Annotated in this window: 23 protein-coding genes, 1 tRNA gene and 1 pseudogene; 16 read left to right on the top strand and 9 right to left on the bottom strand. The window is 66.2% G+C overall.

Translation table 11 applies throughout. From position 1 onward, the window contains the following. Positions 1-8 precede the first annotated feature (8 nt). The 6 genes from AC069H_RS30260 to AC069H_RS30235 all read right to left on the bottom strand — a co-directional run bounded on the left by AC069H_RS30260 (position 9) and on the right by AC069H_RS30235 (position 2,601). The gene (locus tag AC069H_RS30260) at positions 9-374 is read right to left on the bottom strand and encodes an ATP-binding protein (RefSeq protein ID WP_478234603.1); all 366 of its coding nucleotides are present in this window, start codon (positions 372-374) and stop codon (positions 9-11) included. A 68-nt stretch (positions 375-442) separates the two neighbouring features. Further along, the gene (locus AC069H_RS30255; RefSeq protein ID WP_478229720.1) at positions 443-1,009 is read right to left on the bottom strand and encodes an Asp23/Gls24 family envelope stress response protein; all 567 of its coding nucleotides are present in this window, start codon (positions 1,007-1,009) and stop codon (positions 443-445) included. Continuing rightward, entirely contained in the window at positions 1,006-1,533 is a 528-nt protein-coding gene (locus AC069H_RS30250) for a DUF6286 domain-containing protein (protein WP_478234602.1), read from the bottom strand. The genes AC069H_RS30255 and AC069H_RS30250 overlap by 4 nt, the downstream gene beginning before the upstream one ends. Further along, positions 1,530-1,913, bottom strand: a complete 384-nt coding sequence (locus AC069H_RS30245) for an Asp23/Gls24 family envelope stress response protein (protein ID WP_478234601.1) — start codon at positions 1,911-1,913, stop codon at positions 1,530-1,532. The genes AC069H_RS30250 and AC069H_RS30245 overlap by 4 nt, the downstream gene beginning before the upstream one ends. 5 nt (positions 1,914-1,918) lie before the next feature. Beyond that, a complete protein-coding gene (locus tag AC069H_RS30240; protein WP_185927356.1) occupies positions 1,919-2,095 on the bottom strand; it encodes a hypothetical protein in 177 nt (58 codons plus the stop codon). 41 nt (positions 2,096-2,136) lie between these two features. Next, on the bottom strand, positions 2,137-2,601 hold the full coding sequence (locus AC069H_RS30235) for an Asp23/Gls24 family envelope stress response protein (protein WP_478229723.1): 465 nt from the start codon (positions 2,599-2,601) through the stop codon (positions 2,137-2,139). A gap of 220 nt (positions 2,602-2,821) precedes the next feature. Here AC069H_RS30235 and AC069H_RS30230 point away from each other — a divergent pair, with 220 nt between their 5' ends. Both AC069H_RS30230 and AC069H_RS30225 read left to right on the top strand, forming a co-directional pair. Next, positions 2,822-3,376 carry a hypothetical protein gene (locus AC069H_RS30230; protein WP_478234600.1) on the top strand — a complete coding sequence of 185 codons (555 nt, stop codon included), beginning with the start codon at positions 2,822-2,824 and terminating at the stop codon, positions 3,374-3,376. Between the two features lie 28 nt (positions 3,377-3,404). Next, positions 3,405-4,622 carry an alkaline phosphatase gene (locus AC069H_RS30225; protein ID WP_478234599.1) on the top strand — a complete coding sequence of 406 codons (1,218 nt, stop codon included), beginning with the start codon at positions 3,405-3,407 and terminating at the stop codon, positions 4,620-4,622. 50 nt (positions 4,623-4,672) lie between these two features. Here AC069H_RS30225 and AC069H_RS30220 read toward each other — a convergent pair whose 3' ends face one another. Next, entirely contained in the window at positions 4,673-5,284 is a 612-nt protein-coding gene (locus AC069H_RS30220; RefSeq protein ID WP_005157321.1) for an ANTAR domain-containing response regulator, read from the bottom strand. Between the two features lie 172 nt (positions 5,285-5,456). Between AC069H_RS30220 and AC069H_RS30215 the strand changes: the two genes are divergently transcribed. Together AC069H_RS30215 and AC069H_RS30210 are read left to right on the top strand one after the other, a co-directional pair. Next, a tRNA-Leu gene (locus tag AC069H_RS30215) sits at positions 5,457-5,533 on the top strand. A gap of 422 nt (positions 5,534-5,955) precedes the next feature. Then, entirely contained in the window at positions 5,956-6,321 is a 366-nt protein-coding gene (locus AC069H_RS30210; protein WP_478234598.1) for a hypothetical protein, read from the top strand. Positions 6,322-6,363: 42 nt separating this feature from the next. Here AC069H_RS30210 and AC069H_RS30205 read toward each other — a convergent pair. Further along, positions 6,364-6,798: pseudogene (locus AC069H_RS30205) on the bottom strand (recombinase family protein); the annotation flags it as partial. Between AC069H_RS30205 and AC069H_RS30200 the strand changes: the two are divergent. From AC069H_RS30200 to AC069H_RS30145, 12 genes are all read left to right on the top strand, one after another. Next, on the top strand, positions 6,799-7,440 hold the full coding sequence (locus tag AC069H_RS30200; RefSeq protein ID WP_478234597.1) for a hypothetical protein: 642 nt from the start codon (positions 6,799-6,801) through the stop codon (positions 7,438-7,440). It abuts the pseudogene before it with no gap. Positions 7,441-8,302: 862 nt separating this feature from the next. Beyond that, the gene (locus AC069H_RS30195) at positions 8,303-9,151 is read left to right on the top strand and encodes a hypothetical protein (RefSeq protein WP_478234596.1); all 849 of its coding nucleotides are present in this window, start codon (positions 8,303-8,305) and stop codon (positions 9,149-9,151) included. 82 nt (positions 9,152-9,233) lie between these two features. Then, positions 9,234-9,482 carry a hypothetical protein gene (locus tag AC069H_RS30190; protein WP_478234595.1) on the top strand — a complete coding sequence of 83 codons (249 nt, stop codon included), beginning with the start codon at positions 9,234-9,236 and terminating at the stop codon, positions 9,480-9,482. Beyond that, complete coding sequence (locus AC069H_RS30185; RefSeq protein WP_478234594.1) at positions 9,479-10,423, top strand: conjugal transfer protein; 945 nt, start codon at positions 9,479-9,481, stop codon at positions 10,421-10,423. The genes AC069H_RS30190 and AC069H_RS30185 overlap by 4 nt, the downstream gene beginning before the upstream one ends. Before the next feature lie 8 nt (positions 10,424-10,431). Continuing rightward, the gene (locus tag AC069H_RS30180) at positions 10,432-10,677 is read left to right on the top strand and encodes a hypothetical protein (protein WP_378411664.1); all 246 of its coding nucleotides are present in this window, start codon (positions 10,432-10,434) and stop codon (positions 10,675-10,677) included. Continuing rightward, positions 10,674-11,141: a hypothetical protein gene (locus tag AC069H_RS30175; RefSeq protein ID WP_478234593.1), complete on the top strand. Its 468-nt coding sequence runs from the start codon at positions 10,674-10,676 to the stop codon at positions 11,139-11,141. Before AC069H_RS30180 ends, AC069H_RS30175 begins: the two co-directional genes overlap by 4 nt. Further along, positions 11,141-13,705, top strand: a complete 2,565-nt coding sequence (locus AC069H_RS30170; RefSeq protein ID WP_478234592.1) for an ATP-binding protein — start codon at positions 11,141-11,143, stop codon at positions 13,703-13,705. Before AC069H_RS30175 ends, AC069H_RS30170 begins: the two co-directional genes overlap by 1 nt. A gap of 61 nt (positions 13,706-13,766) precedes the next feature. After that, the gene (locus tag AC069H_RS30165; RefSeq protein ID WP_478234591.1) at positions 13,767-15,791 is read left to right on the top strand and encodes a hypothetical protein; all 2,025 of its coding nucleotides are present in this window, start codon (positions 13,767-13,769) and stop codon (positions 15,789-15,791) included. After that, positions 15,788-16,936, top strand: a complete 1,149-nt coding sequence (locus AC069H_RS30160; protein WP_478234590.1) for a C40 family peptidase — start codon at positions 15,788-15,790, stop codon at positions 16,934-16,936. The genes AC069H_RS30165 and AC069H_RS30160 overlap by 4 nt, the downstream gene beginning before the upstream one ends. A gap of 104 nt (positions 16,937-17,040) precedes the next feature. After that, positions 17,041-17,583 carry a DUF4365 domain-containing protein gene (locus AC069H_RS30155; RefSeq protein WP_478229734.1) on the top strand — a complete coding sequence of 181 codons (543 nt, stop codon included), beginning with the start codon at positions 17,041-17,043 and terminating at the stop codon, positions 17,581-17,583. After that, entirely contained in the window at positions 17,576-18,727 is a 1,152-nt protein-coding gene (locus tag AC069H_RS30150; protein WP_478229735.1) for a hypothetical protein, read from the top strand. The genes AC069H_RS30155 and AC069H_RS30150 overlap by 8 nt, the downstream gene beginning before the upstream one ends. Positions 18,728-19,187: 460 nt before the next feature. Continuing rightward, entirely contained in the window at positions 19,188-20,345 is a 1,158-nt protein-coding gene (locus AC069H_RS30145) for a pentapeptide repeat-containing protein (RefSeq protein WP_478234589.1), read from the top strand. 79 nt (positions 20,346-20,424) lie between these two features. On the opposite strand, the gene AC069H_RS30140 is transcribed toward AC069H_RS30145, so the two are convergent. Further along, a partial coding sequence (locus AC069H_RS30140; RefSeq protein WP_478234588.1) for an integrase core domain-containing protein occupies positions 20,425-20,654 on the bottom strand: 230 nt, incomplete at its 5' end.

Here is a 20,654-nt window from a genome sequence, read left to right as displayed (position 1 = left end):
GGCGCTCCTCAGCGATCGTGGGGGACCAGTGCCCACACCGATTTCCCGGTCCGCTCCGTTCGGAAACCCCAGTCGACGGCGAGCCGGCCGATCAGACGGAGCCCGTAATGCGCCGAAGCGGGGAAGGACCGCAACCCTTCCAGATCCGGGCCGTCGTCGGAAACCTCGACCAGGAAGCCGCGAAGCTGCCGGACGACGCGTAGTTCACCCGGCTCGTCCGCGCCGCGCCCGAAGCCGATGCGGTCGGCGACCACGGAACGGACACGGCGCAGATCGGGACGATTCCGCAGGTCGACCGTGACTTCCGCGGCGTCGGCCACCCGGTGGCACAGTCGCTCGAGTTCCGCTTCCAGCTCCGCCTGATCACCGTTCACCGCACCCAGCTCCCGTCGCCGAACACCTCTCGCGAGGTGTTCGGCGCGGACGGGGCCGCGGACGGGTGTCACTGAATGCGGGAACCGGCCTTCGCGGTGAAGCGGAACTCGATGGTCATCGGAAGCTCGGCGAGATCCAGCGCCTGACGCAAGCGCGGCAGGCCCTCCTCGGTGATCCGCTCGCGGATGGCGGCCACATCGCCGTCCTGTTCGGCGCTCAGCACCACGGCAAGCACCGGCGCGTCCTGGGATCCGCCGAGCGTGGCGTGCGCGGCGTGGACGCCGGGATAGGTCGCGACCTCCGCGGCGAACGGTTCCACCGCGGTGCTCGCGGCCAGCGCGGTCTGACCGGTGTCCTGGTCGAAACGCCAGGTGTGGGACTTCGGTTTGCGGACAGGCTGCGCGATGAGCCAGCGCAGCGCCAGCAGCCCGACGACCACCGCGCCCCCGGAGACGGCGTACCAGACCCATCCGGGCGGCATGGCGGTGCCGGGGACGAGCGTGGCGCCGGGATCGAGCAGCGGGATCCTGCCGAAATGGGTGCCGACGGCGAACCCGCCGACGGCGAGCAGCACGATCCCGATCAGCACCAGCAGGGTGCGGTTCAGGCGGGCGGGACGGTTGAGATCGGTCATGACGCGCTCCTCGTGGCCTTGACGCGGACCCGCACGGCAGGGACGGCGGCGGGGCCGATCTGGGAGAGGCGGTGCTCGATGGCAGCGCGGACGGCGTCGGCGAGTCCGGCGGTGTTCGTCCGCCCGGTGGTGACCACCGAGACGATCTTGTTCCGCTTGACCTTCAGTTTCGCCGCCGAGACACCATCCACAGTGGACGCCGCGGTGCGCAGCGTCGACCGGTAACTGCGCCGGGAGGCCCCGGAATCCGTGCCGCCTTCGAGCGGCAGCACGGTGGGCCGTCCCGGCACGATCGCGGCCACGAGGAGCACCAGGCCGAGCAGCGCGACCACGCCGCCCGCGATCGCCGGAAGCGGGTCACTCCACTGAGTGCCGTGCAGGGCGGACGCGACGGTGTCGTAGCTGATCCACGGTTTCTCGCCGATGATCGTCTGGACCGCGACGGTGGCGGCCACTACACATCCGGCGAGCACCACGAGGGCGACCAGCACGGCCGGGACACTGCGGCGGGGGCGCCGTTTCATCGGACCCTCCTCGTTTCGGTCTCCGTGGAATGCAGGGCCGTGACGGTGATGTCGACCCGCGTGACGGCCAGGCCCGAGAGCTCGCCGACGCGGCGGATCAGATGCTCTCGCGCGCTTTCGGTGCTGGCGCGCACGGAAAGCGGATACTTCACCGAGAGCCGGACGTCCAAAGTGGCCGTCGAGCCGGTGACGTGCGCGCTCACCTTGGCGCCCTGATCGGGGTCTTCCCCGCCGACCGCGATCCCGAGCACCCGGGAGGCCGCGCCGCCGACACCGTCGAGTTCGGTGATCGCCTGTGCGGCGATCCGCTCGACGGCGCCGTCGGCCACGGTCAGGGCGCCGCGCCCGTCCGTTCCGGGCGCGGCGGTCATGGTCATCATGGCGATCAGCCCCTGTCGCGGCCCGACAGGGCCGAAAGGTCGAGCTTGCCGTCGAGGAACCGGCCGACCAGCAGGCCGAGGACGGCGAGCACGAGCACGACGAGGAAGGCGCCGAAGCCGCCGAACGCGCCGGCCACGCCGAGCACGAGACCGGTCAACAGGCCGAGATGGGTGGCGTTCATGAACGTTCTCCTTGTGGTCGGGCGCGAACCGGCGCCGATGGTCACTGGACGCGGGTGGATTCGGTGCTTTCGTCGCTGTCGTCATCGCCGGGGATGTGCACATCGGACACGTTGATGTTGACCTCGACGACCTCGAGCCCGGTCATCTGCTCGACGGCGCCGATCACGTTGCGCCGCACCGATTTGGCAAGATCCGCGATCGCGACGCCGTATTCGACGACGATCTGCAGGTCGACCGCGGCCTGGCGCTCGCCGACCTCGACGGAGACGCCCTGACCGGCGGACGCGGTGGCGCCGGGGATGCGCTCGCGCAGCGCGTTGAACGCCCGCACGGCGCCGCCGCCCAGCGCGTGGACACCGGTGATCTCGCGGGTCGCGAGGCCCGCGACCTTCTGCACGACGGTGTCGGCGATCGTGGTCACGCCCTGCGGGGAGACGAGCGCGCTGTTCTCGGCCGGGGCGGCGGAGTTCGAGTTCGGCTTGGCGGTGGTGGCGGTGTTCGTCATCGCGATCTCCTCGGGTTCGGATTCCGTTGCCTGCGGTGGAAGTTCTTTCGCTTCCACACTCCATAGACCCAGCCGCGCGAAGATCGTCACGACCCGATCGTGTGGTCTGGATCTCACCGATCGTGGGTATGTCTTTCGGCCTGGTCCCCGCGGCCGACGACGGTGCCGTCATTTCAGCCTGTCGAAGGTCGTGCGCGGAGCGGCGGCGGGGTTGCACCGGATGTACGACATCGCAGGGAAGTCCTGCCCGGTGACCAAAGTGGACGAACCGGAGCGCGGGGCGGCGCTGACGTCGTTCCTGCGGCGCGACCCGGCCGGGGCCGCTCGGCACGCTCGTCGCCGGCGGCCCGGGCAGTCCGGCGTCGCCATGGTCAAGGACATCGCGGGTACGTGGCCGGCCGCGGTCCGGGAACGGTTCGACCTGGTCGGCTTCGATCCACGGGGGATCGGCGGCAGCGAACCGCGGCTGCGCTGCGACACGGAGAAGAAGATCCGCGTCATGGTGCTCGACGGCGTCGACAACACCTATCTCGATCGGCGTGCCGACACCGTCGAGCAGGCGAAGGGGGTGGAAGACCCCTGCTCACCTATGCGAAACAGTGCGCCACCAGGACCGGCAAGCCATGCCCTGGCCGGGGCGAGTGAAGATCCACGTCAGCCGGATCCTCGCCAAGCTGGGCTGCGCGAACCGTGTCCAGGCCGCGATCCCCGCCCACGACGCGGGCATCCTGCGCGGCTGAGCGGGCCTCTGGCCTTCACGCGGCTTCTCTGCTAGGAAAGGTTCCTAACTAACGGGAGGCGATGTGCGCGGACGTGGGCTGGCGGCGGCGACGGTTCTGGCGGTCCTGTGCGGTGGTTCGGCCGCCGTCGCGGACACGACAGTGGCTGGGTCCGGGGCGCGCTCGGCGCGCAACATCATCTACCTTCAGGGCGACGGCCTCGGCCTCGGCCAGCGTGACCTGCTCCGGCTGGCGCTCAAGGGCAAGAACGGCAGGCTGGCGATGGACGGGCTCGCGGTCACCGGCCTCGTGCGGACGTCCTCGGACGACCCCGACGAGATCGTCACCGACTCGGCCGCCGCGGCCACCGCCCTCGCGACCGGGCACAAGACGCGCAACGGCGCTGTCGGCGTGGACGCCCACGGGCGCCCGCTGGAGACAATCCTCGAACGGGCGAAGCGGGCGGGGAAGTCGACCGGCCTGGTGACGACCGCGCAGGTGACCGGCGCGTCGCCCGCGGCCTTCGCGGCGCACGTGCCCAGCCGGGACTCGCAGAGCGACATCGCGAAGCAGTACATCGAGAACAGCCGCCCGGACGTTCTGCTCGGCGGAGGCGAGGACTGGTGGTATCCGAAGGGCAACCCCGGGCTCTGGCCGGACAAGCCGGGGGAGGAGAGTCGCAGTCCGTACGGCAACCTTGTCGAGCGCGCGCAGCGGACGGGCTACACCTACGTGCGTGACGGCGACGAACTGCGGAATACGCGGGCGAACCGGATCCTCGGCCTGTTCGCGAACGAGGACATGGTCGACTACGGCCCGGACGGCGTCGGGAAGTACGCGCCGCGGGTGCCGCTCCAGCAGATGGCGCGCAAGGCGCTGGACACCCTCTCCAAGAACCCGCGCGGCTTCTTCCTGTTCCTGGAGGAGGAGGGAACCGACGGGATGTCGCACGAGAACAACGCGCACGGCGTGATCGACGCCGGCCGCGCGCTCGACGACACCGTCGCCGAGGTCATGCGGTTCGTCCGGACGCATCCCGACACGCTGGTGATCATCGGCGGCGACCACGAGACCGGCGGGCTGGCCATCGAGAACTACGACGCCTCCGACACCGATCCCGACCAGGACGGGCCGTTCGACGTCCCGGGTTCGAAGCTCCGGTTCACCGTGGACTGGACGACCCACGACCACACAGGCTCTGACACCCCGGTCACCGCCGAAGGCCCTGGCGCCACCCGTTTGGGTGGCACGGTCGAGAACACCGACGTCCACTGGGTGATGCGGGCGGCAAGCGGCCTCTGAACCGGAAAAGGCCACCTCCGGCGACGGAGATGGCCTTCACGGGCGTCGGGTCAGCCGATGCTTTCGACGACCGCCTCGGCGACCGCCTTCATCGTGGTCCGGCGGTCCATCGCGGTGCGCTGTATCCAGCGGAACGCGTCCGGCTCGGTGAGCCCCTGACGGCTCATCAGCAGCCCCTTGGCGCGGTCGATGACCTTGCGCGTCTCGAGCCGGTCCGTGAGGCCGGCGACCTCGGACTCGAGCGCCTGGAGCTCGGCGAACCGGCTCACGGCCAGCTCGATGGCCGGCACCAGGTCACGTTTGGCGAACGGCTTGACCAGGTACGCCATCGTGCCCGCGTCCCTGGCCCGCTCGACGAGGTCGCGCTGACTGAACGCGGTCAGGATGACGACCGGCGCGATCCGGTCGCCGGTGATCTTGGAGGCGGCCTCGATACCGTCGAGCTTGGGCATCTTGACGTCGAGAATCACCAGGTCGGGCTTCAACTCGGTGGCCAGGTTGATGGCCTGCTCGCCATCCCCGGCCTCACCGACCACCTCATAACCCTCTTCACGGAGCATCTCGACGAGATCCAGACGGATGAGGGCCTCATCTTCGGCCACGAGCACCCGCCGCTGGGGTGCGGCGACGGCACCATTGGCCTCGGCAGCCTGCTCGGTCACCGGGGTCCTCCTGAAGGTCGTCGGGCAGTTCGGCTCGCGGTCTGTCCGCGAACCTGAAGCCTACCGGGAACGATCCAGACGGCTAGATGGCGTTCACCACGTCAGACGGTCGGCACACTCCAGGCCCGGCGTCAGGCGCGGTCCCGTGATCCCGTAAAGTTCACGGGGCACCGCCCCCGTAGCCCAACTGGCAGAGGCAACGGATTCAAAACCCGTCCAGTGTGAGTTCGAATCTCACCGGGGGCACCAACAGGAACCTCACAAGCCGAACCGGCGCACTGCGCCGGGAGGTCTTGAGGGTTCATGGGTTCGGTGATCCTTTCCGCTACCTGAGCGATCTCCGGCAGCTTGTCTGCCGGGAGCTTGATCGTGATTGTCGCATGTTCGCCGTCATCGTGAACCACGATGGCGAGCTGGACGGCTTCGAACAGCGCCCGCAGGTACGGTTCTGGAGCCTTTGCGAGGTTTGTCGCGAGATAGGGAAGTGCGTCGATCAGAGGCACTTCATCGGCTGTCATCCTCTGAGGCGTTGAAGAGTCCGCCTCGTCGAGGGCAGCGATCTTCGCCTGGAGTTGCTTCTCGTCCTTGGCTAGTTCGTTGTAGCTGCCGCGCAATGCGGCCGTAAAGGGATCGTCCGGGTCCCCTTGCTGCGCTTGCTTCAGGATCGATGCTTGCTTTCTGGCGATCTCGGCGAGCTGTCGCTGGATCCGCGCTCGTTCTTCCTTGCGCTCGACTGTGGCGTTATCGTCGGTGCCGACCAGGTCGGCTTCGAGGACCTTGCGACGATCAGGGCCGAAGACGCGGTCGGCGAAGAACTTTGCGACAGCGTCCAGGAGGGCGTCCTCTCGAAGATAGAGAGCGTTCTCGTGGTCGGTGAACCTGTCCGAGCGGCCGCGGTTGTTGTTGCTGGGCCTGCAGAGGTAGTAAGCCCGGTCGTGCCGCGGTACACCGACCAAACGCCGGCCGCATCCATGGAACAGCCGCCCTCGGAACAGATAGGTCCTGCCGGCGGCTGGATGCGTGCTCGGCGCTTCTGAGCCGCGTGACCCCTGTTTGGTCTTCCAGCCCGCGTTGATCGCGTCGTACATCCACTTCGGGATCAACGGCTCGTGCACCGGGGCCGGCGACCAGACCCACTTGATCGGGTCGTTGTGCTTGCCTCGGCGCGATCGCGTGGCGCGTCGATTGAAGACCTGGTAGCCGGTGTACTTGGGGTTTCGCAGGATGTCGTACACGCTTGATCTGCCCCAGACGCCGCGTGCACGTCGCTTGCCCGGAGGCTCGGGAGGTGGGTACTTGTCCAGGTCCGCGTTCAGCCGGTCGGCGATCGTGTCGCAGCCGAGGCGTTCGTAGTACCGCCACAACGCGATCTGCGTGACTGTCTCGCCTTTGAGGTCGTCAGGTTCGAGTCGTGACTTCGTGTAGCCCTTGGCCGCCTTCGCGGGGTTCGGGTGTTTGAAGACTTTCGCTTTGTAGCCATGGCACGGCTTGCCGATGTTCCAGCCTTCGCGCACATGGGTGCAGAGGCCGCCCCAGGACTGTTCGAGGGTGTTGAGGACCTCGTACTCGGCCACCGACTGGTTGATCCGGCGCTGCAGGATCCGCTGAGCGCGACTCCCAGAGACCGTGATCGGCTCGTTCGAAGCGAACAAGGGCACATCGTTTCGCTCCAGTTCGCGCTCGACCGACAAGCCTTCGAAGGCCCGTCGGGCGACGCGTGCGATGTTCTCGCAGATGACGACGTCGAACCGGCGTTTGGGGCTGGCGGCCTCGGTCAGGAGGTCGGTGATGCCGCCGTCGCGGGCGATCGGGATGCCGAACCGCTCGTAGTTCTCGCCGCGTCCGCGGGATGCGAGCTCCATGCGCCCGGACTCGACGTCGTAGAAGTGCGCGACGATCACCCAGGATTCGGGGATGGCGGCCTTGGAGTTGCCGAGCTGGCGCAGGATGGATTGGCGGGGATCCTGCTGGTCCTCGGTGGAGGTACGTGCGAGGAAGGCGACACGGACTTCGTCTCGGAGGAGCGCGGTGGGCATGCCCAACGGCGAAACCGCGTAGTCCGACAGGCCCGAGGGGCCCGATACCGGGATCTGCGTCATGCGTCCATCAGGTGTGGACAGCAGAGCCGGTGCGGCTGCGGTCAACTCGTCGGGTGAAATCATGCGGGATCGCCGTCCTCGTGTAATCCGCTGTCGGCGCTTTCGCGTGCCCAGCGCAAGAGATCAGTGGTGGCGGCGGCAAGTCGTTTCCGAACCATTTTGGCTTCGGTTCCGTGGACTCGGTCTATGTGACCGGAAAAGGTGCGATCTATGCCGCGCTTGCTCGGTTGAGCGTAGCACCACGCGGCCTCTCCGGAGGGCGATGTTGGGTCGGTCGCCTCGTCGTCGGCTCCTTGTCCCATCAGCCCTCCGAGACTGTGATCCCGGCGGCCAACGCGGTAGCGAGACCTGCACTGGAGTGGGTCTCGCTGGTCTCGCGGCCAGTCTCGCCGGGCCGGAAGTGTCTCTGAAGACATGTGCCTTGCCGGTGCCGAACAATTCATTGGCGTGAGGCTCTGCCATTTGCGCCCCGCGATGAAATCTCGATGAGACGTCGAGAGCAGTCTCGCTTTAGTCGCCAGCCTGAGGTCGCCGAGACCCTGGCCAACGCGTGATCTCGTAGTCGCTAGGGGAGACTGTCGAATGGAGCCCAGCAGGTTTTCCGGTGCCAAGTACATACGAGCTCGCCCGCATTCTGCCCAACCTGAGTTGGACGCGTCGCAAGCCCCGCGCGTGACCCGTGTCTCGTCGGCTCCCGGAGGGTCGAGACCGCGGCCGATGTTGGTCTCGGGTGCGGCGATCAAGTCTCGCGCGAGGATGTCGTGTTCTCGCCGTGACGGCCACGGTGCACCCTCCTGTACGCCCGAACGAGTGACATACCTACTTGCCCCAGCCCAGGGCAAGCATCTGGGCCAGGGAAAGGGCGAGGGGCGGTCTCGAGCCTCGTGGCGATCTTGTCACCACTCGAAAGGCCACCGCGATGTCCGCCACCGCATCTGCCTGCAGCCCGCTCACTGCGCTCCAGCGACAGCTGGCTCGTCCAAAATCGCTCGAAAGGTTCGATGCGGCTCTGAGCTCCTGGTCGGAGGACGACCCGGCGTTGGCCGACGTGAGTTCGCATAGGCGGCTGACCGAGGTCCTGGACAGCCGTGACTACGACCATCACGACGAAGTCCTGTACGCCTTGCTGCAGCGGGCCTCTATCGACGGCAACGGAGGAGCCGTTGCAGCGGAACTCGTACTGAACGCCATGGTGGCCGCCGTACCCGGCATCGTCGCCAGGGTTATTCGCGCGAGCCGGGCCGCGGTCGGGACTTTCGGCGCTCGCCGTGGGGTGACCGGAGGTGGCGTCTCGCTGAATGAAACGAATGCCGATATCCAGGCCGCGGTCATCGGACATTTATGGGAGCAGATCCGCTGTTACCCCCTTCGCCGACGTCACCACGTCGCCGCCAACCTGGTCTGCGACACCCAACGATCAGCTCTTCGAGCTCTCGGTGTCGCCACCAGCCAAGCCGCCGCCGACGTCGTGAACATTGACGACGACGCGGTCTACTGCCCCATGGCGGAGCCACAGACTGAAAAGGACGCTTCTGAACAGCTGTTGGAGCTGCTGTCGTGGGCAGTCGAGCAACAGTGGCTGGACAAGCAGGAAGCGGCCATTCTCACGGCGCGATACTTCGGCGACCAGATGGGCCGGGACGGCGTCGCGACCGATCGGCAACTCGGCGCGACGTTCGGGGTGAGCCAGCCGACAGCCACACGCCGGAGGAACCGGGCGCTCGACACGCTGGCGACCGCTGGTCGCGAATGGCAGCAACAGTGCTAGTGCACCAGGCGGGTGCATCAAAGGTCGGTAGATCGGGGCGTGCCTTGAGTGCCGCAGCCCGCCGACACCCCAGGGAGCCTCCGTGACCGGACCCCGTCCCGACCTCGCCCCCGGTGAACTCCTCGTCGCCCACGCTCGAGTCCGAGCGAGGGACCTGGGACGACGGCTCCTAGCGACGATGGTCGATCGGCAGCTGTACGAGGAGCTTCAGCGCTTCCTCGATGAGGTCGGGTTCCCGGCTTGTGAGGTACTGGACTCGCTCGCCGATTCCGATGATCGAGAACTCCGCAAACGCCTGCATCAGGTGATGGGCATCGAGGCGCGGTCATGAAGCCTCCAGCGAATGCCGTCGCCCGGGTGATCCCCGATGCCCGGCTGGAGACGGTCTTTTGTGGTCTAGCTCGACGGTTCGGCCGGATATCGGGTTGGTGTGTGATCATCGCAAGTCCGTTGGCGGTGATCGTGGGCCTCGCGGTGCTGCAGCCGAGTGCGCCGCCTGAACTCCCGCATGCCGCGGAGCCGTTCGATGCGAGGCAGCCGCAGGGCTGGGCTGAGATGTACGTCCGATCATGGCTCGCGGCCAGCCGTGAAGACTCCGCTGGGCTGGAGGCCTTCTACCCGGCGGGGATGAAGTCGACTCGGGCTGTCGGGACACAGATCCCGGTCGATACGAGCACGTTGTCGGTCGTGTCGCCGCGGCCAGGTTCGTGGACAGTGATCGTCGCGACCAACTTGCTGGCCCAGCAGCCCGACGGAAAACATCGAGCGAGGCCGGCCTGCGCTCAGGTCAGCCTCGTCGGTGGTCGTCAAGGCTACGTCGCGGCGTCGCTGCCGGCGCCGGTCGCTTGCCCGCCTGTTCTCGCCGCGCCCGAACTCGGCTACGCAGAGACCGCTGAGCTGAATGGGCCGGTCGGACAGTCGGTCCATGGCTTCCTCGCTGCGTTTCTCGCAGGTCGAGGCGACCTGGAACGCTACATCTCGCCTGGTGCACAGATTGGCGCGATCGTTCCCCCGCTGTACGCCGAGGTTCAGTTGCTGAAGCTTCGGACCCATGAGTCGTTCGAGCCCGGGCAGGCAGCACGACCGCTGGACGGGACCGAAATTCACGCGACTGCGCGTGCTTGGGGCTACGACGCCATCGGACAGGTCACCACGGTGGATTACGCCTTGACCCTTGCCGCACGGGCCGGCCGTTGGGAAGTCACGCGGATCGACCCGGCACCGCTCCTGGCCGGGACACCGGCAACCTCCTCGAAACTGCCCGGCGAATAGGAGAAGAGATGTCGACCATTGTGTTCGCAGCCGACGTCAAGACCTGGATCGACACCAACCTCGCCTGGGGAGACCAGGCCGTTCGCCGCCTGATCCTGCTCGCGGCCGTCGTGGGCGGCATCGGCCTGCTGATCGGGACGCGAGGCAACTTCACCCGCTCGATCAAGTACGGCGTGATCGCCGCGATCTTCCTCGGCATTTTGCTCAATCTCGATGGCGTATCGGGCATGTTCGGCGCTTGGTTCACCAAATGACCGCGCAACGCGCGCGCGGTGATGTCCTGATTGGGCGGTCGTACACGCGGTCGCGCCGGTTCCCGCGGATGTTCGGGCGGATGCCGGGCCGGGACGGCGGATACCTGCCTGGTGGCCCGTACACGTTCACCCAAGGCGTAGTCTTCCTCGTCCTTCTGCTGGTGGTGTGGAAGCTGCCGCTCCTGGACTGGCTCGGCCCGGCGCGCTGGGGAGTGCCGCTGTCCGCGATCGCGGTCCGCCGCGCGCGGATCGAGTCACGGACGCCAGCCAGCTGGCTCGTCGGCCTCTCGGCGCATCTGCTCGCGTCGTCCTCGGGAACGTTAGCGGGTCGGCCCTACCGGCCGGAGCGGCCGGAGTCGGGGACGCCGCGGTTCTACCTGCACGCTGTGGACAAGGATCAGTGGCGTGTGGATAGCTCCGCGCCGAAGTCGTCCCTGCAGCGGCTGCTCGCTGGAGCCCGGTGATGGAGAACCAGATCCAGGACATCAGCGGCAACCTGGTGTTCTGCGCGGATGGGTCGGTTTGGGCGGTGTGGCGGGCACACCCGCGCGAAAGCGCTCGCTCGACGGGAAAGCATCTGCACGAGCTCTACAACCGCACTGTCACGTTCATGAAGTCCCTGCGCGGCGAGGTGATGCTGGCGTCGCTGTGTGAACAGGTCCAGCCTCACGCGATCATCCGGCGCTGCCTCGGCGGTATCGACCTCGACGAGAATCCGCACTGGGCGGAAACGGTGCACAACGCCTGGGACCAGCTCGACGACCTCGACGTGCTCGGCCGCAGCTATTGGATCGCCAAACCCCTCGCCGGCAACGGCTGGCGCGACGGAGGCCGCGCCCTGCTGCGAGCCGCGGGAGCGGCACTGAGCGCAGGCCTCGGCCTTCCGCCGCGACCCGCGTCACCTCAAGCCGTCGCTGAGGCACAGGAACTGGCGCGCGTCATCGAGCACGAGCTCGGCGGCGCAATTCCTCTTCGCCCAGCGACCGAAGCCGAACTGCTGTGGTGGCTGAGCCGCGCTCCGGTCCGGGGCGTTCGCGAGCCTCAGCTCGAACGCGCCTCGACCGTGCACAACACCGGCGCGACTGTGTCATGTGGCCGAAGCCGCGCTCGGCTGGTGACTTTGCGCCGGACCGTGTTCGACGAAGGCGCCCGCAGCGACGAAGGCAAGCGCCTTGGAAACCCGCTGCAGGTCTTGAACAAGCGGTTCCTCAAGTGCGTCACGCCCGACGATGCCGGGCTCATCGAGAGCTACCAAGCCTTTCTCGTGCTCGCGGAGATGCCCCGCGCCTTCAGCTTCCCCGGGCACGAGATCTTGTCGCGACTGGCGAACATCGGCTTCGGAGTCGACTACGCCCTGCGCATCGCGGCGAAGACGAACGACGAGGCCCGCGCGGCCAACCGGCGCCGCACCCGCGACCTGATGAGCCAGGACGACGAACACGGCGGAGACACCGCAGGTGTACCTGCCGACGTTCACTCTGCTCAGGAGGAGATCCAGCACAAGAACGTCCGCCTCGGTGCAAGCACCACCGAGATCGAACTCGAGGTCGGCGTCGTCGCGTGCGTGTGGGGCGATAACGCCGACGAGTGCGACGCCCGGGCCAAAACGTTGCGGCAGATGTTCTTGGGCGGCGAGTACAAGTGGGAGAGGCCGCTCGGTGGGCAAAAGCAGCTCTATCAGGCAATGCTCCCTGGCCATCGGACACCGCTCGTCGTGCGGGAGTGCAGCCAGAACCTGCTCGCCGGCGACTGCGCGATGCTGCTCCCGATGTCGTCCGCCGAGTTCGGTGATCCCAGCGGCGCGTTGTTCGGCATGGTTCTGGACGGCGGCGCGATCACGCCGTTTCTGCTCGACCCGACGTATGGGCCCACCCACGACTCGTCCGGAGGCGTCGCGGTGATCGGCGAACTCGGCTCCGGGAAATCGGTCGTACTGAAGAACATCGCCGCCGTCGTCCGGCTGATGCTCGACGGTCGCGTCATCGCCATCGACCGCACCCGGAGCCGCGAATGGGAACCAGTCGCGAAAGCGCTCCCGGGCAACTGCCAGGTCGTAGACATCATCGATCCCACACTCGACAGCCGACGAGCCGCTAACACCGAACTCCGGCACTCCTGCGACCCTCTGCGGGTCTTCCGCGGCAAGACGAAGTCCAGCACCGGCATCGCCGAAACCTTCTTCGCCTCCTGGCTGGACCTGGAATCCAACTCGGCCGAACGCGACGCGCTCGGCCGCGCCCTCGACCAGGTCAGCGGCTCGCCGACCGCGTCCAGCAACGCCCTCATCGACGTCCTCACCGACCACGGCGCCGCGGACCCAGCGTCTCGAGGCCTCGCCGACCGACTACGGCGCCTTCGCCGCGATCCGATCACCCGGCCGATCTTCGACCTCGATCTCGACCCCGTCGACGTGCTCGGCGCCGACATGGTGGTCTTCTGCACCAATGAGATCCCGCTCCCGAACACCCTGGAGATGAGCAACGAACGCATGGCTGCCCGCATCCCACCGAGGAAACTCTTCGGCCGTGCCTTCCATCTCCTGATCGCCGCGATCGCCAAGGAGATCTGCTTCGGAACCCAGCGGTGGGGCCAATTCATCTGCGACGAGGCTTACAACGTCACCGGCACTCCAGAGGGCCAGCAGATCGCCTTGGAGTTCGTCCGAGATGGGCGCAAGCACGGCGCCGACGCCGCCTTCGGCTCGCACTCCGAAAACGACCTCGGTGACGAAGTCCTCCGCGGCCTGATCGCCGTCCGGATGCTCGGACGCCACCGCGACAGCGGTCTCGCCCGACACGGGCTCGCGTGGCTCGGCGTCGACCCCGCCGACACCCGGTACCAGGAGATCGTCACCAAAGACCTCTCACCGCTCAACCCCGCCGGCGGCGAAGAAGAACGCCGAGCACGCGCAGGGGAATTCCTGGTCCGCGACCACGCCGGCCGGGTCGGCAAGGTCAAGATCCTGACCCAGCCCTACCGGACCCTGCCTCAAGCCGTTCTCACCACGCCCACCGTCCAGCGCCCCTGAATCAAACCCGCTGGTACACGCCATGTCTCGGACACCACCGGCGCGACCTCGGGAGACGTTCATGACGCTCAACGCGCGTGCCGCGAAACCTCTCGCGCTCGTCACCATCGTGCTCGCCCTACTGCTCGGCAACGCCGCGCCCGCCACTGCGCAAGTCGTGCCGCTGCCACCGAACGAACCGCGGCCGTGCCAGCCGTACCCGCTGTGCCTCGTCGTTCCTGATCCCCGCGCTCCGCAGCCGACTCCGCCGACCTTGGACCATCCCGATCCGGATGCGCCGACACTGCCTTTGCAGAACGATCCTGGGCACGCCGCCCACCTCAAGGGCATGTTCACCATCGACGACGGCTACGGCCGAGATCTGCGCAACTACGACCTCTTCGCCAACCTGCCCTGGCTGGTCAGTAACCCCATGCCGACGATCTGGCTCTGGCTGGCGAACATGGGCTTCGCCGTCGGAAAGTACGCGCTCGGCTTCTCTGTCTGGTTCATCGAATGGTCCATGACCGCCGGCGTCGTCGACTGGATCAAAGCACCTGCGCAGGACCTCGAGAAAATCTGGCAGACCACCGTCATCGGGGGCTTGAAACTTCGAGAGCTGGCCTTGCTCGTCGCGACCTGCTACCTCGGCCTGCTGTTCATGCGCGGTCTCACCACCCGAGCCTGGCGCGAGACCGTATCCACGATCGCGATCAACGTCCTGGCCATCGCGATCATCACCCATCCCGTCGACTTCCTCGTCGGCGACGAGGGAGTGCTCAGCCTCAGCCGAGACCTCGGCGCCGACGTCAGCGCCGTGATCATGGGCAAGCAACCCGGCGGCACCGGAAACCCCGCGGCGCCGATCGGGCAAGCCCTCATCGACAACCTGCTCATCGCGCCGTGGGAGACCCTCAACTACGGGACGCCGGTCTCCGGCAAACAGGGCACCGGTGCCTGCCAGTACTCGATCAAACAGATCCTCGACCAGGGCCCCTGGTCCGGCAAGGACAGCACGCCGGCTCGGGAGCTGGCCGGGTGTCCTGGCGAGTACGGCAAGTACAACGAGGTTGCTGACGGCGACCGTATGCTCGGTGCCTGGCTGTACGCCGTCGCGATGATCCTGTTCGCGATCCTCACCATCTGCCTCAACGCGATCCAGATCCTTGCCCCGTACTTCCTGCTCTTCGAAGGCCTCCTGCTCAGCCTCGCCCTGATCGCAGCCCTGATCCCGCAACTGCAGCACCAGCTGGCCTACCGCATCAGCTCGATAGCCGGAACCATCGCCAAGCTGCTGATGGGCATGTTCTTCATCGCCGTCATGACCGTTCTCCTGCGGTCGCTCATGCTCGCAGACCTTGGTCCGCAACTGGTCAAGTTCGCCGTCATCGACATCGTCGTCTTCTCCGGCTTCTTGTTCCGCAAAAGGCTCATGGCGAACATTCAACGGATCCGTGACGGCGTCAACACCGGTGTCCAGCGACTCGGCAGGCCACGTAGCGGGCCGAAATCCATGCCCTCGCCCATCGTCGAGCCTGGACCGCACCGGATCAGCCGCACGATCAAAACCGGCACCGGTGCCTTCACCGAAGCCATTGCCCCGGCGAACGACCTGAAGAACAGGCTGGTGACCGCGAGCAAAGTGGGCGGGAAGGTCGGCAGCAAGGCCGTCTCCTTCACCCTGGGCGCCCCGGTGTCCTGGCCCGCCGCCGCCAACCGCGCGCACACCGCCCTCACCGCACGGGGCACCGCCGCTAAGGCGGCACTTGGGTGCAAGGCGGGTGCGGTGAAGGCCTACGCCTATACCTACGCCGGAAACCTCGGTGCCGCCGCAAGCCCGCTGCTGAATGTCGCAACCACCGCCGCGTCGGTTCTCGGTAGCCGCCGTTCATCTGGCGAGTCGCCGGTTGCGCCTCAGCCCGCCAGGACTTCGGCCACTCCTGAGTTCACCGGCACCGACCTTGCGGCTCCCACTCCCGACAGCACTGGACCGCGAAGGCCACGCAGCCAGAGTCCGGACCCCACACCGCTGCCACCGGGGATGCTGCCGATCACGCCGACGTGGTCGCAACGCTTGCGCACCCGGCTGAACGAGTACCGGTCATGAACCCGCTGCTCGCCCTCCAACTCGCCGAGCACGTCCGCAACGAGGTCCGCGAACACCCGAAACGATGGGGCTGTCTCGCTCTCTTTCTCCTGTTCGGGCCTGCTATTGCCTGCGTGCTCGTCGCCGTCCTGATCATCGTCGTCATCGCCGGGGGAGCAGACGGATCAAGCTCGACGCCAGGACAAGTGCCCGGAATCCCGGACATCATGCTCACCGCCTACCAGCAGGCGGCGCAGCGCATCACCGGCATTCGCCCTGCCTGCGCTGGGATGCGCTGGTCGATCCTCGCAGGCATCGCCGAAGTCGAATCCCGCCATGCGTCCGGCCGGACGATCGCGCCCAACGGGGACATCAGCCCACCGATCCTCGGCCCTCCTCTCGATGGCAGCGGCGTTGGAGGCAACCGCACGCCCATCCGAAATCCCGACGGAACCTTCGCACGCGCCGTCGGGCCGTTCCAGTTCCTCACGACCACCTGGGCCGGCGTCGAACAAGACGGCAACGACGACGGCGTTCGCAACCTGCACAACGCCTTCGACGCCGCTCTTGGCGCGGCGGTCTACCTGTGCGGGAGTGGTCCCCGAGACCTGAAAGATCAGGCTCAGCTCCGCGCAGCGCTCCTCCGGTACAACGCCAGCCAGACTTACGTCGCTCAGGTCCTCGCTAACATCGAGCGCTACGACGCGGTTGAACTCCAGCCCGCCGCCAGCGTTTCCGGGGCAGCGAAGATCGTCATTGACGCCGCTATGTCGCAGCTCGGCGTGCCGTACGCCTGGGGCGGCGGTACGGCCGCTGGACCCAGCCGCGGTATCCGGGACGGCGGCGTCGCCGACCGGCATGGGGACTACAACAAGATCGGCTTTGACTGCAGCGGCCTTGTTCTCTTCGCCTACGCCAAGGTCGGTATCGCCTTGCCGCACAACAGTCGAGCGCAATTCGTGGCAGGGACTCGCATACCGAGAGAAGCCGGTCTCGGCGGGCTGCAGCCGGGTGATCTTGTCTTCTATAGCCCCGGCCTCATCCACCATGTCGGCATCTTCATCGGTGGTGGCAAGATGATCAATGCGCCCGAAAGCGGCTCAGAAGTTCGACTCGACGCAGTTGAAGTCGGTGCCTACGCCGGCGGCGTACGTGTCTTGCGCTAGCCGAAGTTGCCCTCCGCCCGTCGAACTCGATAGTCCGAATGTACCAACGATCTGCGGTAGTTCACGCAAACGATGGCTATAAAACGGGCTGACGATGCAAGACGATGGCGATCATGGTTGATGGCGGGAGCCGTTCGCGGCTTGGTGTGGCGACCTTGGACCCCAACCGGGCCAAGTCGAGGTTCGGCGTCGCCTATGTTCGCGCTGTGTGCAGCCAGGCTGGAGTCGGATTCCAGGAAACAAGCCCCGACGAGGACGTGCTCGCAGTCGACGGCAGTGTTGATTTCGAAATCGCATCAGCTCGGGTTCAGGTTAAATGCACTGGCCAGTTTCGGCTCAAGGGTGGGTCGACCGCGACTTGGCCGATTGAGGAGGCATGGCGCCAGCGTTGGAGGCGCTCCGGGGTTCCCGTGTACTTCGTCCTGGTGATCGTCGACCCGGACGACCAGGTCTCATGGTTGCATCATAACGACGAGGCGACACTGCATCGTGCTGCCGCCTTTTGGGTTCGCGTCGACACGCTTCCCGACGGGCAGAACATCGTCGTTCCGAAGGCGCAGAGATTGACGGCCGACACACTGCGACTGTGGGCTGGGGACGTCGAGGCCAGCTTCGACGGGTCGGGAGGAGGCGGTGTGGTTGTCTGACACCGTCACCCTGCCGAAGCTGGTCGATTTGGTGAGCTATCTCAAAGCCCACGGGTGGTCGTCCAGCCCGCCAGGCTCGGGTGGAACGCTTTGGACGAAGGGCGAAAGCCGAATCGGAGTGCCATACGACCCGGATGATGTGTTGATCGGCTCAGTGCTGACCAGACTTGCACTCGTTGAACGTCGAGAATTCAAGGTCACTGCCAACGCAGTGCGGCACGCGCGTTTCGATGTGACGCATCTGCGGGCAGTTAACGACGACCGCATCGTTGACAAGATTCCCCTTGAGGCGGCGACAAAGCTGATCAGCTCTGCACGGAAGATGCTGCGCGCGGCAGCAACGACAGCTCGTTGGGAACGTGCTCAGATCGCGGGCAGTTACTCACGTATCGGTGATGCGGTGATCCGTGAGGCGTTCATGGGGCACACCGAGCGAGGCTCGTTCATCATACCGGTGCTAGTGCCCGTTTCGGATCCTGAGCAACCAGCGTCAAACCAGCCGACGCTGTACGACGATCTCTCGGAGCCTGTCCGTCACAATGCTGCGCCCGAGCCGTTTGAGCGTCGCGTGGTGCGGACGTTCGCGCAGTCGATGCAGGCCGTGCATGACCTCGTCTCAGGGCCTGGCAAGATGCCGAGTACCGACAACCTTCACGAACTGGTGTATCGAGGCGTGAGTCGCGAATTCTGTGTCGCGTTGGGCAACGTTCTCGACGAAAGTGCGATTGGTGAGTTCGAAACCACCGTGGATTGGGCGCCCGCGGTACCTGCTCCCGATACCATGCCGCGCCAGGTATCGATCAGTGCTGAGGCAGTCGACCTTGTTCAGCTCGTTGCGGAACGTCTGCGTCAGCAAAACGTTCCTTCTCGGCAGGTTTTCTCCGGCACCATCGTCCAATTCAGACATGAAGATCGGGATGATCCATTCGGGGAAATCGCCGTTTCGACAATACGCCGAGGTCGATCATCGGAAGTCAGGGTGCGGCTCCACCTTGAGGTCTACCGTGAGGCGTGGGAATGGCACAACGCAGGCCGCGCCGTTCTCGTCGAAGGCTTCATCCGTCGATCGCCCGGAAAGCCGGGCATCGTGGATGATCCGGTCCGGTTTCAGCCGCTTGACGAGCTGATGCTGCCCGGGTCATGAGGACGCCCCCAGCTTTGGGCGGTAGCTACCGCGAGTAACGCAGCACGTGCGCCGATTGTTCACAACGATGCTGGAACCGCTGGGTTGTGGCAAGTTTGAACTCCCCGCTGGCGGCCAGTTAGCGGGGAGCTATCTGGCCGCGCGCCCGGTTACACAGCGTGGCTCTCGACAGACGTGGCCGTAGCCCCGTGGAGAGCTGCCCGGCCGTCGGCTGGAGTTGCTTCGATCTGTCGGTTGCCAAGGCCGAGGGACCGCCATGTTGCCAGTCGTGGGACCACCGACACCCAGCGCAGAAGTGGAACGGGTTATTACGCGGTTCGTTGGGCCGCCGCGTTCCTGAACGACCGCCCGGCGGCATGAGCGGACGTTTGGCGAGGAGTGGCCGCGCTCGTTGATCCATAGGCACGGAATTGCCAGGGGCAGGATCTGTTACGGCGTGCCCGATGGGCGATAATGAGACGTGACCGATGGGGTGGAACGAGCGCGGCACCGGCTTCCTGTTCTCAAGTGGTGGTGGGTAGCGGCTGCTGCTGCCACCGCAATTCTGCTGACGGGCGGGACGATTTGGTTGTTGCTGGTCGTCTTGGGCAGGCAAGCGAGCACTGAGCAGGCGAAAGCCCAGCTGGAGGCGATCCGTACCGCGCTGACTGTCGGCGTGGGAACCGGTGGGGTGTTCGCTCTGTGGATGGCTGCCCGCAGGCAGCGGTCCACAGAGATTCAGCTGCACGAGAGTGCTAGAGCTGCGGACGCCGCTGAACTCGACTCGTGTGAGCGGCGGCTGACTGACCTTTACGTCCAAGCGGTGGAACAGATCGGGTCTGACAAGGCACCGGTCCGACTCGGCGGGCTCTACGCACTCGAACGGCTGGCGCGGGATGACGTCGGTCGCCGCGCGGTTGTGATCAACGTGCTCTGTTCCTACCTGCGGATGCCCTATCTCGTCCCGGAGCAACTCAAGAACGGGCGATACCGGCTTCCTGCTGCTTCCGATGTGCGGCAGCACGAGGAGTGGCAGGTCCGGATCACCGTCCAGCACCTTCTCGCCAACCTGCTCCGCGATCAACCGTACGACCTGGATCTCCGGGGAGCGACCCTGATCGAGTTCGACCTCACGGGGTGTGCGATCGGCAAGGCGCTCTTTCACGATGCCCAGTTCATCTCCACGCCGAAGTTCATGGACGCGACGTTCCACGACGAGGTGTGGTTCTTCGACACGTCATTCGGCATCGTCGCGAGGATGGAAGGTGCGACCTTCCTCGACCGGGCCATCTTCACCCGCTGCGTGTTCTATAAACTTTGCCTGCAGGACGCCACCTTCGCGGGCGGCGCGTACTTCACTCAGTCGGAATTCGCCGGCAAGGCGGACCTGTCACAGACGACGTTCAAGTCAGGCATCGAGTTCGACGACTGCGTATTCGACATGGACCGCTACACAGCCGAAGAGATGCAGAGGCGCGGCTGGGAGCCACCCGAGATCGATCTCACCGGCGCCACAGCGGATGCGTCATCGTTCAGTAAACCGGCGAAGTTACCTTCTGGCTGGCAACTCCAGGGATCGAGCATCGTTCGCGCGGCAACGCCTGAGCCGAAGCCATCCGGTGTGCACGACGGTGAATGAGACACCGCATCGTCGATGAGCACGCGAGGCCAGCTCCATGAGGTTCACCCCGAATGGTGGACAGGGGCTTACGAGGGGTTCAGGCAGCCGTTCGGAGTGACTGCTCGAAGTTGTCGGGACTGAGCATCCCGATAGCGGAGTGCCGCCGCACACTGTTGTGGAAGATGATCCATTTGTCAATCGCGGCAACGAGTTCTGTCTTCGTGGCGTACGTGTGCCGGTAGTAGTGCTCGTGTTTGAACGTCGACCAGAACGACTCCGCTGGGCTGTTGTCCCAGCAGATTCCGGTCGCGCCCATCGACCGGCGCA

Source organism: Amycolatopsis sp. NPDC043887, assembly GCF_056435665.1.
Note: the sequence above shows the minus strand (reverse complement) of the source record. Positions and strands in the feature narration are given on the sequence as shown.

Coding starts and splice junctions, on each gene's coding strand:
- AC069H_RS30165 (WP_478234591.1), top strand. CDS start 13,767: ATGACGCTCAACGCGCGTGCCGCGAAACCTCTCGCGCTCGTCACCATC.
- AC069H_RS30240 (WP_185927356.1), bottom strand. CDS start 2,095: ATGAACGCCACCCATCTCGGCCTGTTGACCGGTCTCGTGCTCGGCGTG.
- AC069H_RS30185 (WP_478234594.1), top strand. CDS start 9,479: ATGAAGCCTCCAGCGAATGCCGTCGCCCGGGTGATCCCCGATGCCCGG.
- AC069H_RS30245 (WP_478234601.1), bottom strand. CDS start 1,913: ATGATGACCATGACCGCCGCGCCCGGAACGGACGGGCGCGGCGCCCTG.
- AC069H_RS30155 (WP_478229734.1), top strand. CDS start 17,041: ATGGCGATCATGGTTGATGGCGGGAGCCGTTCGCGGCTTGGTGTGGCG.
- AC069H_RS30180 (WP_378411664.1), top strand. CDS start 10,432: ATGTCGACCATTGTGTTCGCAGCCGACGTCAAGACCTGGATCGACACC.
- AC069H_RS30200 (WP_478234597.1), top strand. CDS start 6,799: ATGGGTGCAGAGGCCGCCCCAGGACTGTTCGAGGGTGTTGAGGACCTC.
- AC069H_RS30170 (WP_478234592.1), top strand. CDS start 11,141: ATGGAGAACCAGATCCAGGACATCAGCGGCAACCTGGTGTTCTGCGCG.
- AC069H_RS30175 (WP_478234593.1), top strand. CDS start 10,674: ATGACCGCGCAACGCGCGCGCGGTGATGTCCTGATTGGGCGGTCGTAC.
- AC069H_RS30160 (WP_478234590.1), top strand. CDS start 15,788: ATGAACCCGCTGCTCGCCCTCCAACTCGCCGAGCACGTCCGCAACGAG.
- AC069H_RS30230 (WP_478234600.1), top strand. CDS start 2,822: ATGTACGACATCGCAGGGAAGTCCTGCCCGGTGACCAAAGTGGACGAA.
- AC069H_RS30235 (WP_478229723.1), bottom strand. CDS start 2,601: ATGACGAACACCGCCACCACCGCCAAGCCGAACTCGAACTCCGCCGCC.
- AC069H_RS30250 (WP_478234602.1), bottom strand. CDS start 1,533: ATGAAACGGCGCCCCCGCCGCAGTGTCCCGGCCGTGCTGGTCGCCCTC.
- AC069H_RS30255 (WP_478229720.1), bottom strand. CDS start 1,009: ATGACCGATCTCAACCGTCCCGCCCGCCTGAACCGCACCCTGCTGGTG.
- AC069H_RS30195 (WP_478234596.1), top strand. CDS start 8,303: ATGTCCGCCACCGCATCTGCCTGCAGCCCGCTCACTGCGCTCCAGCGA.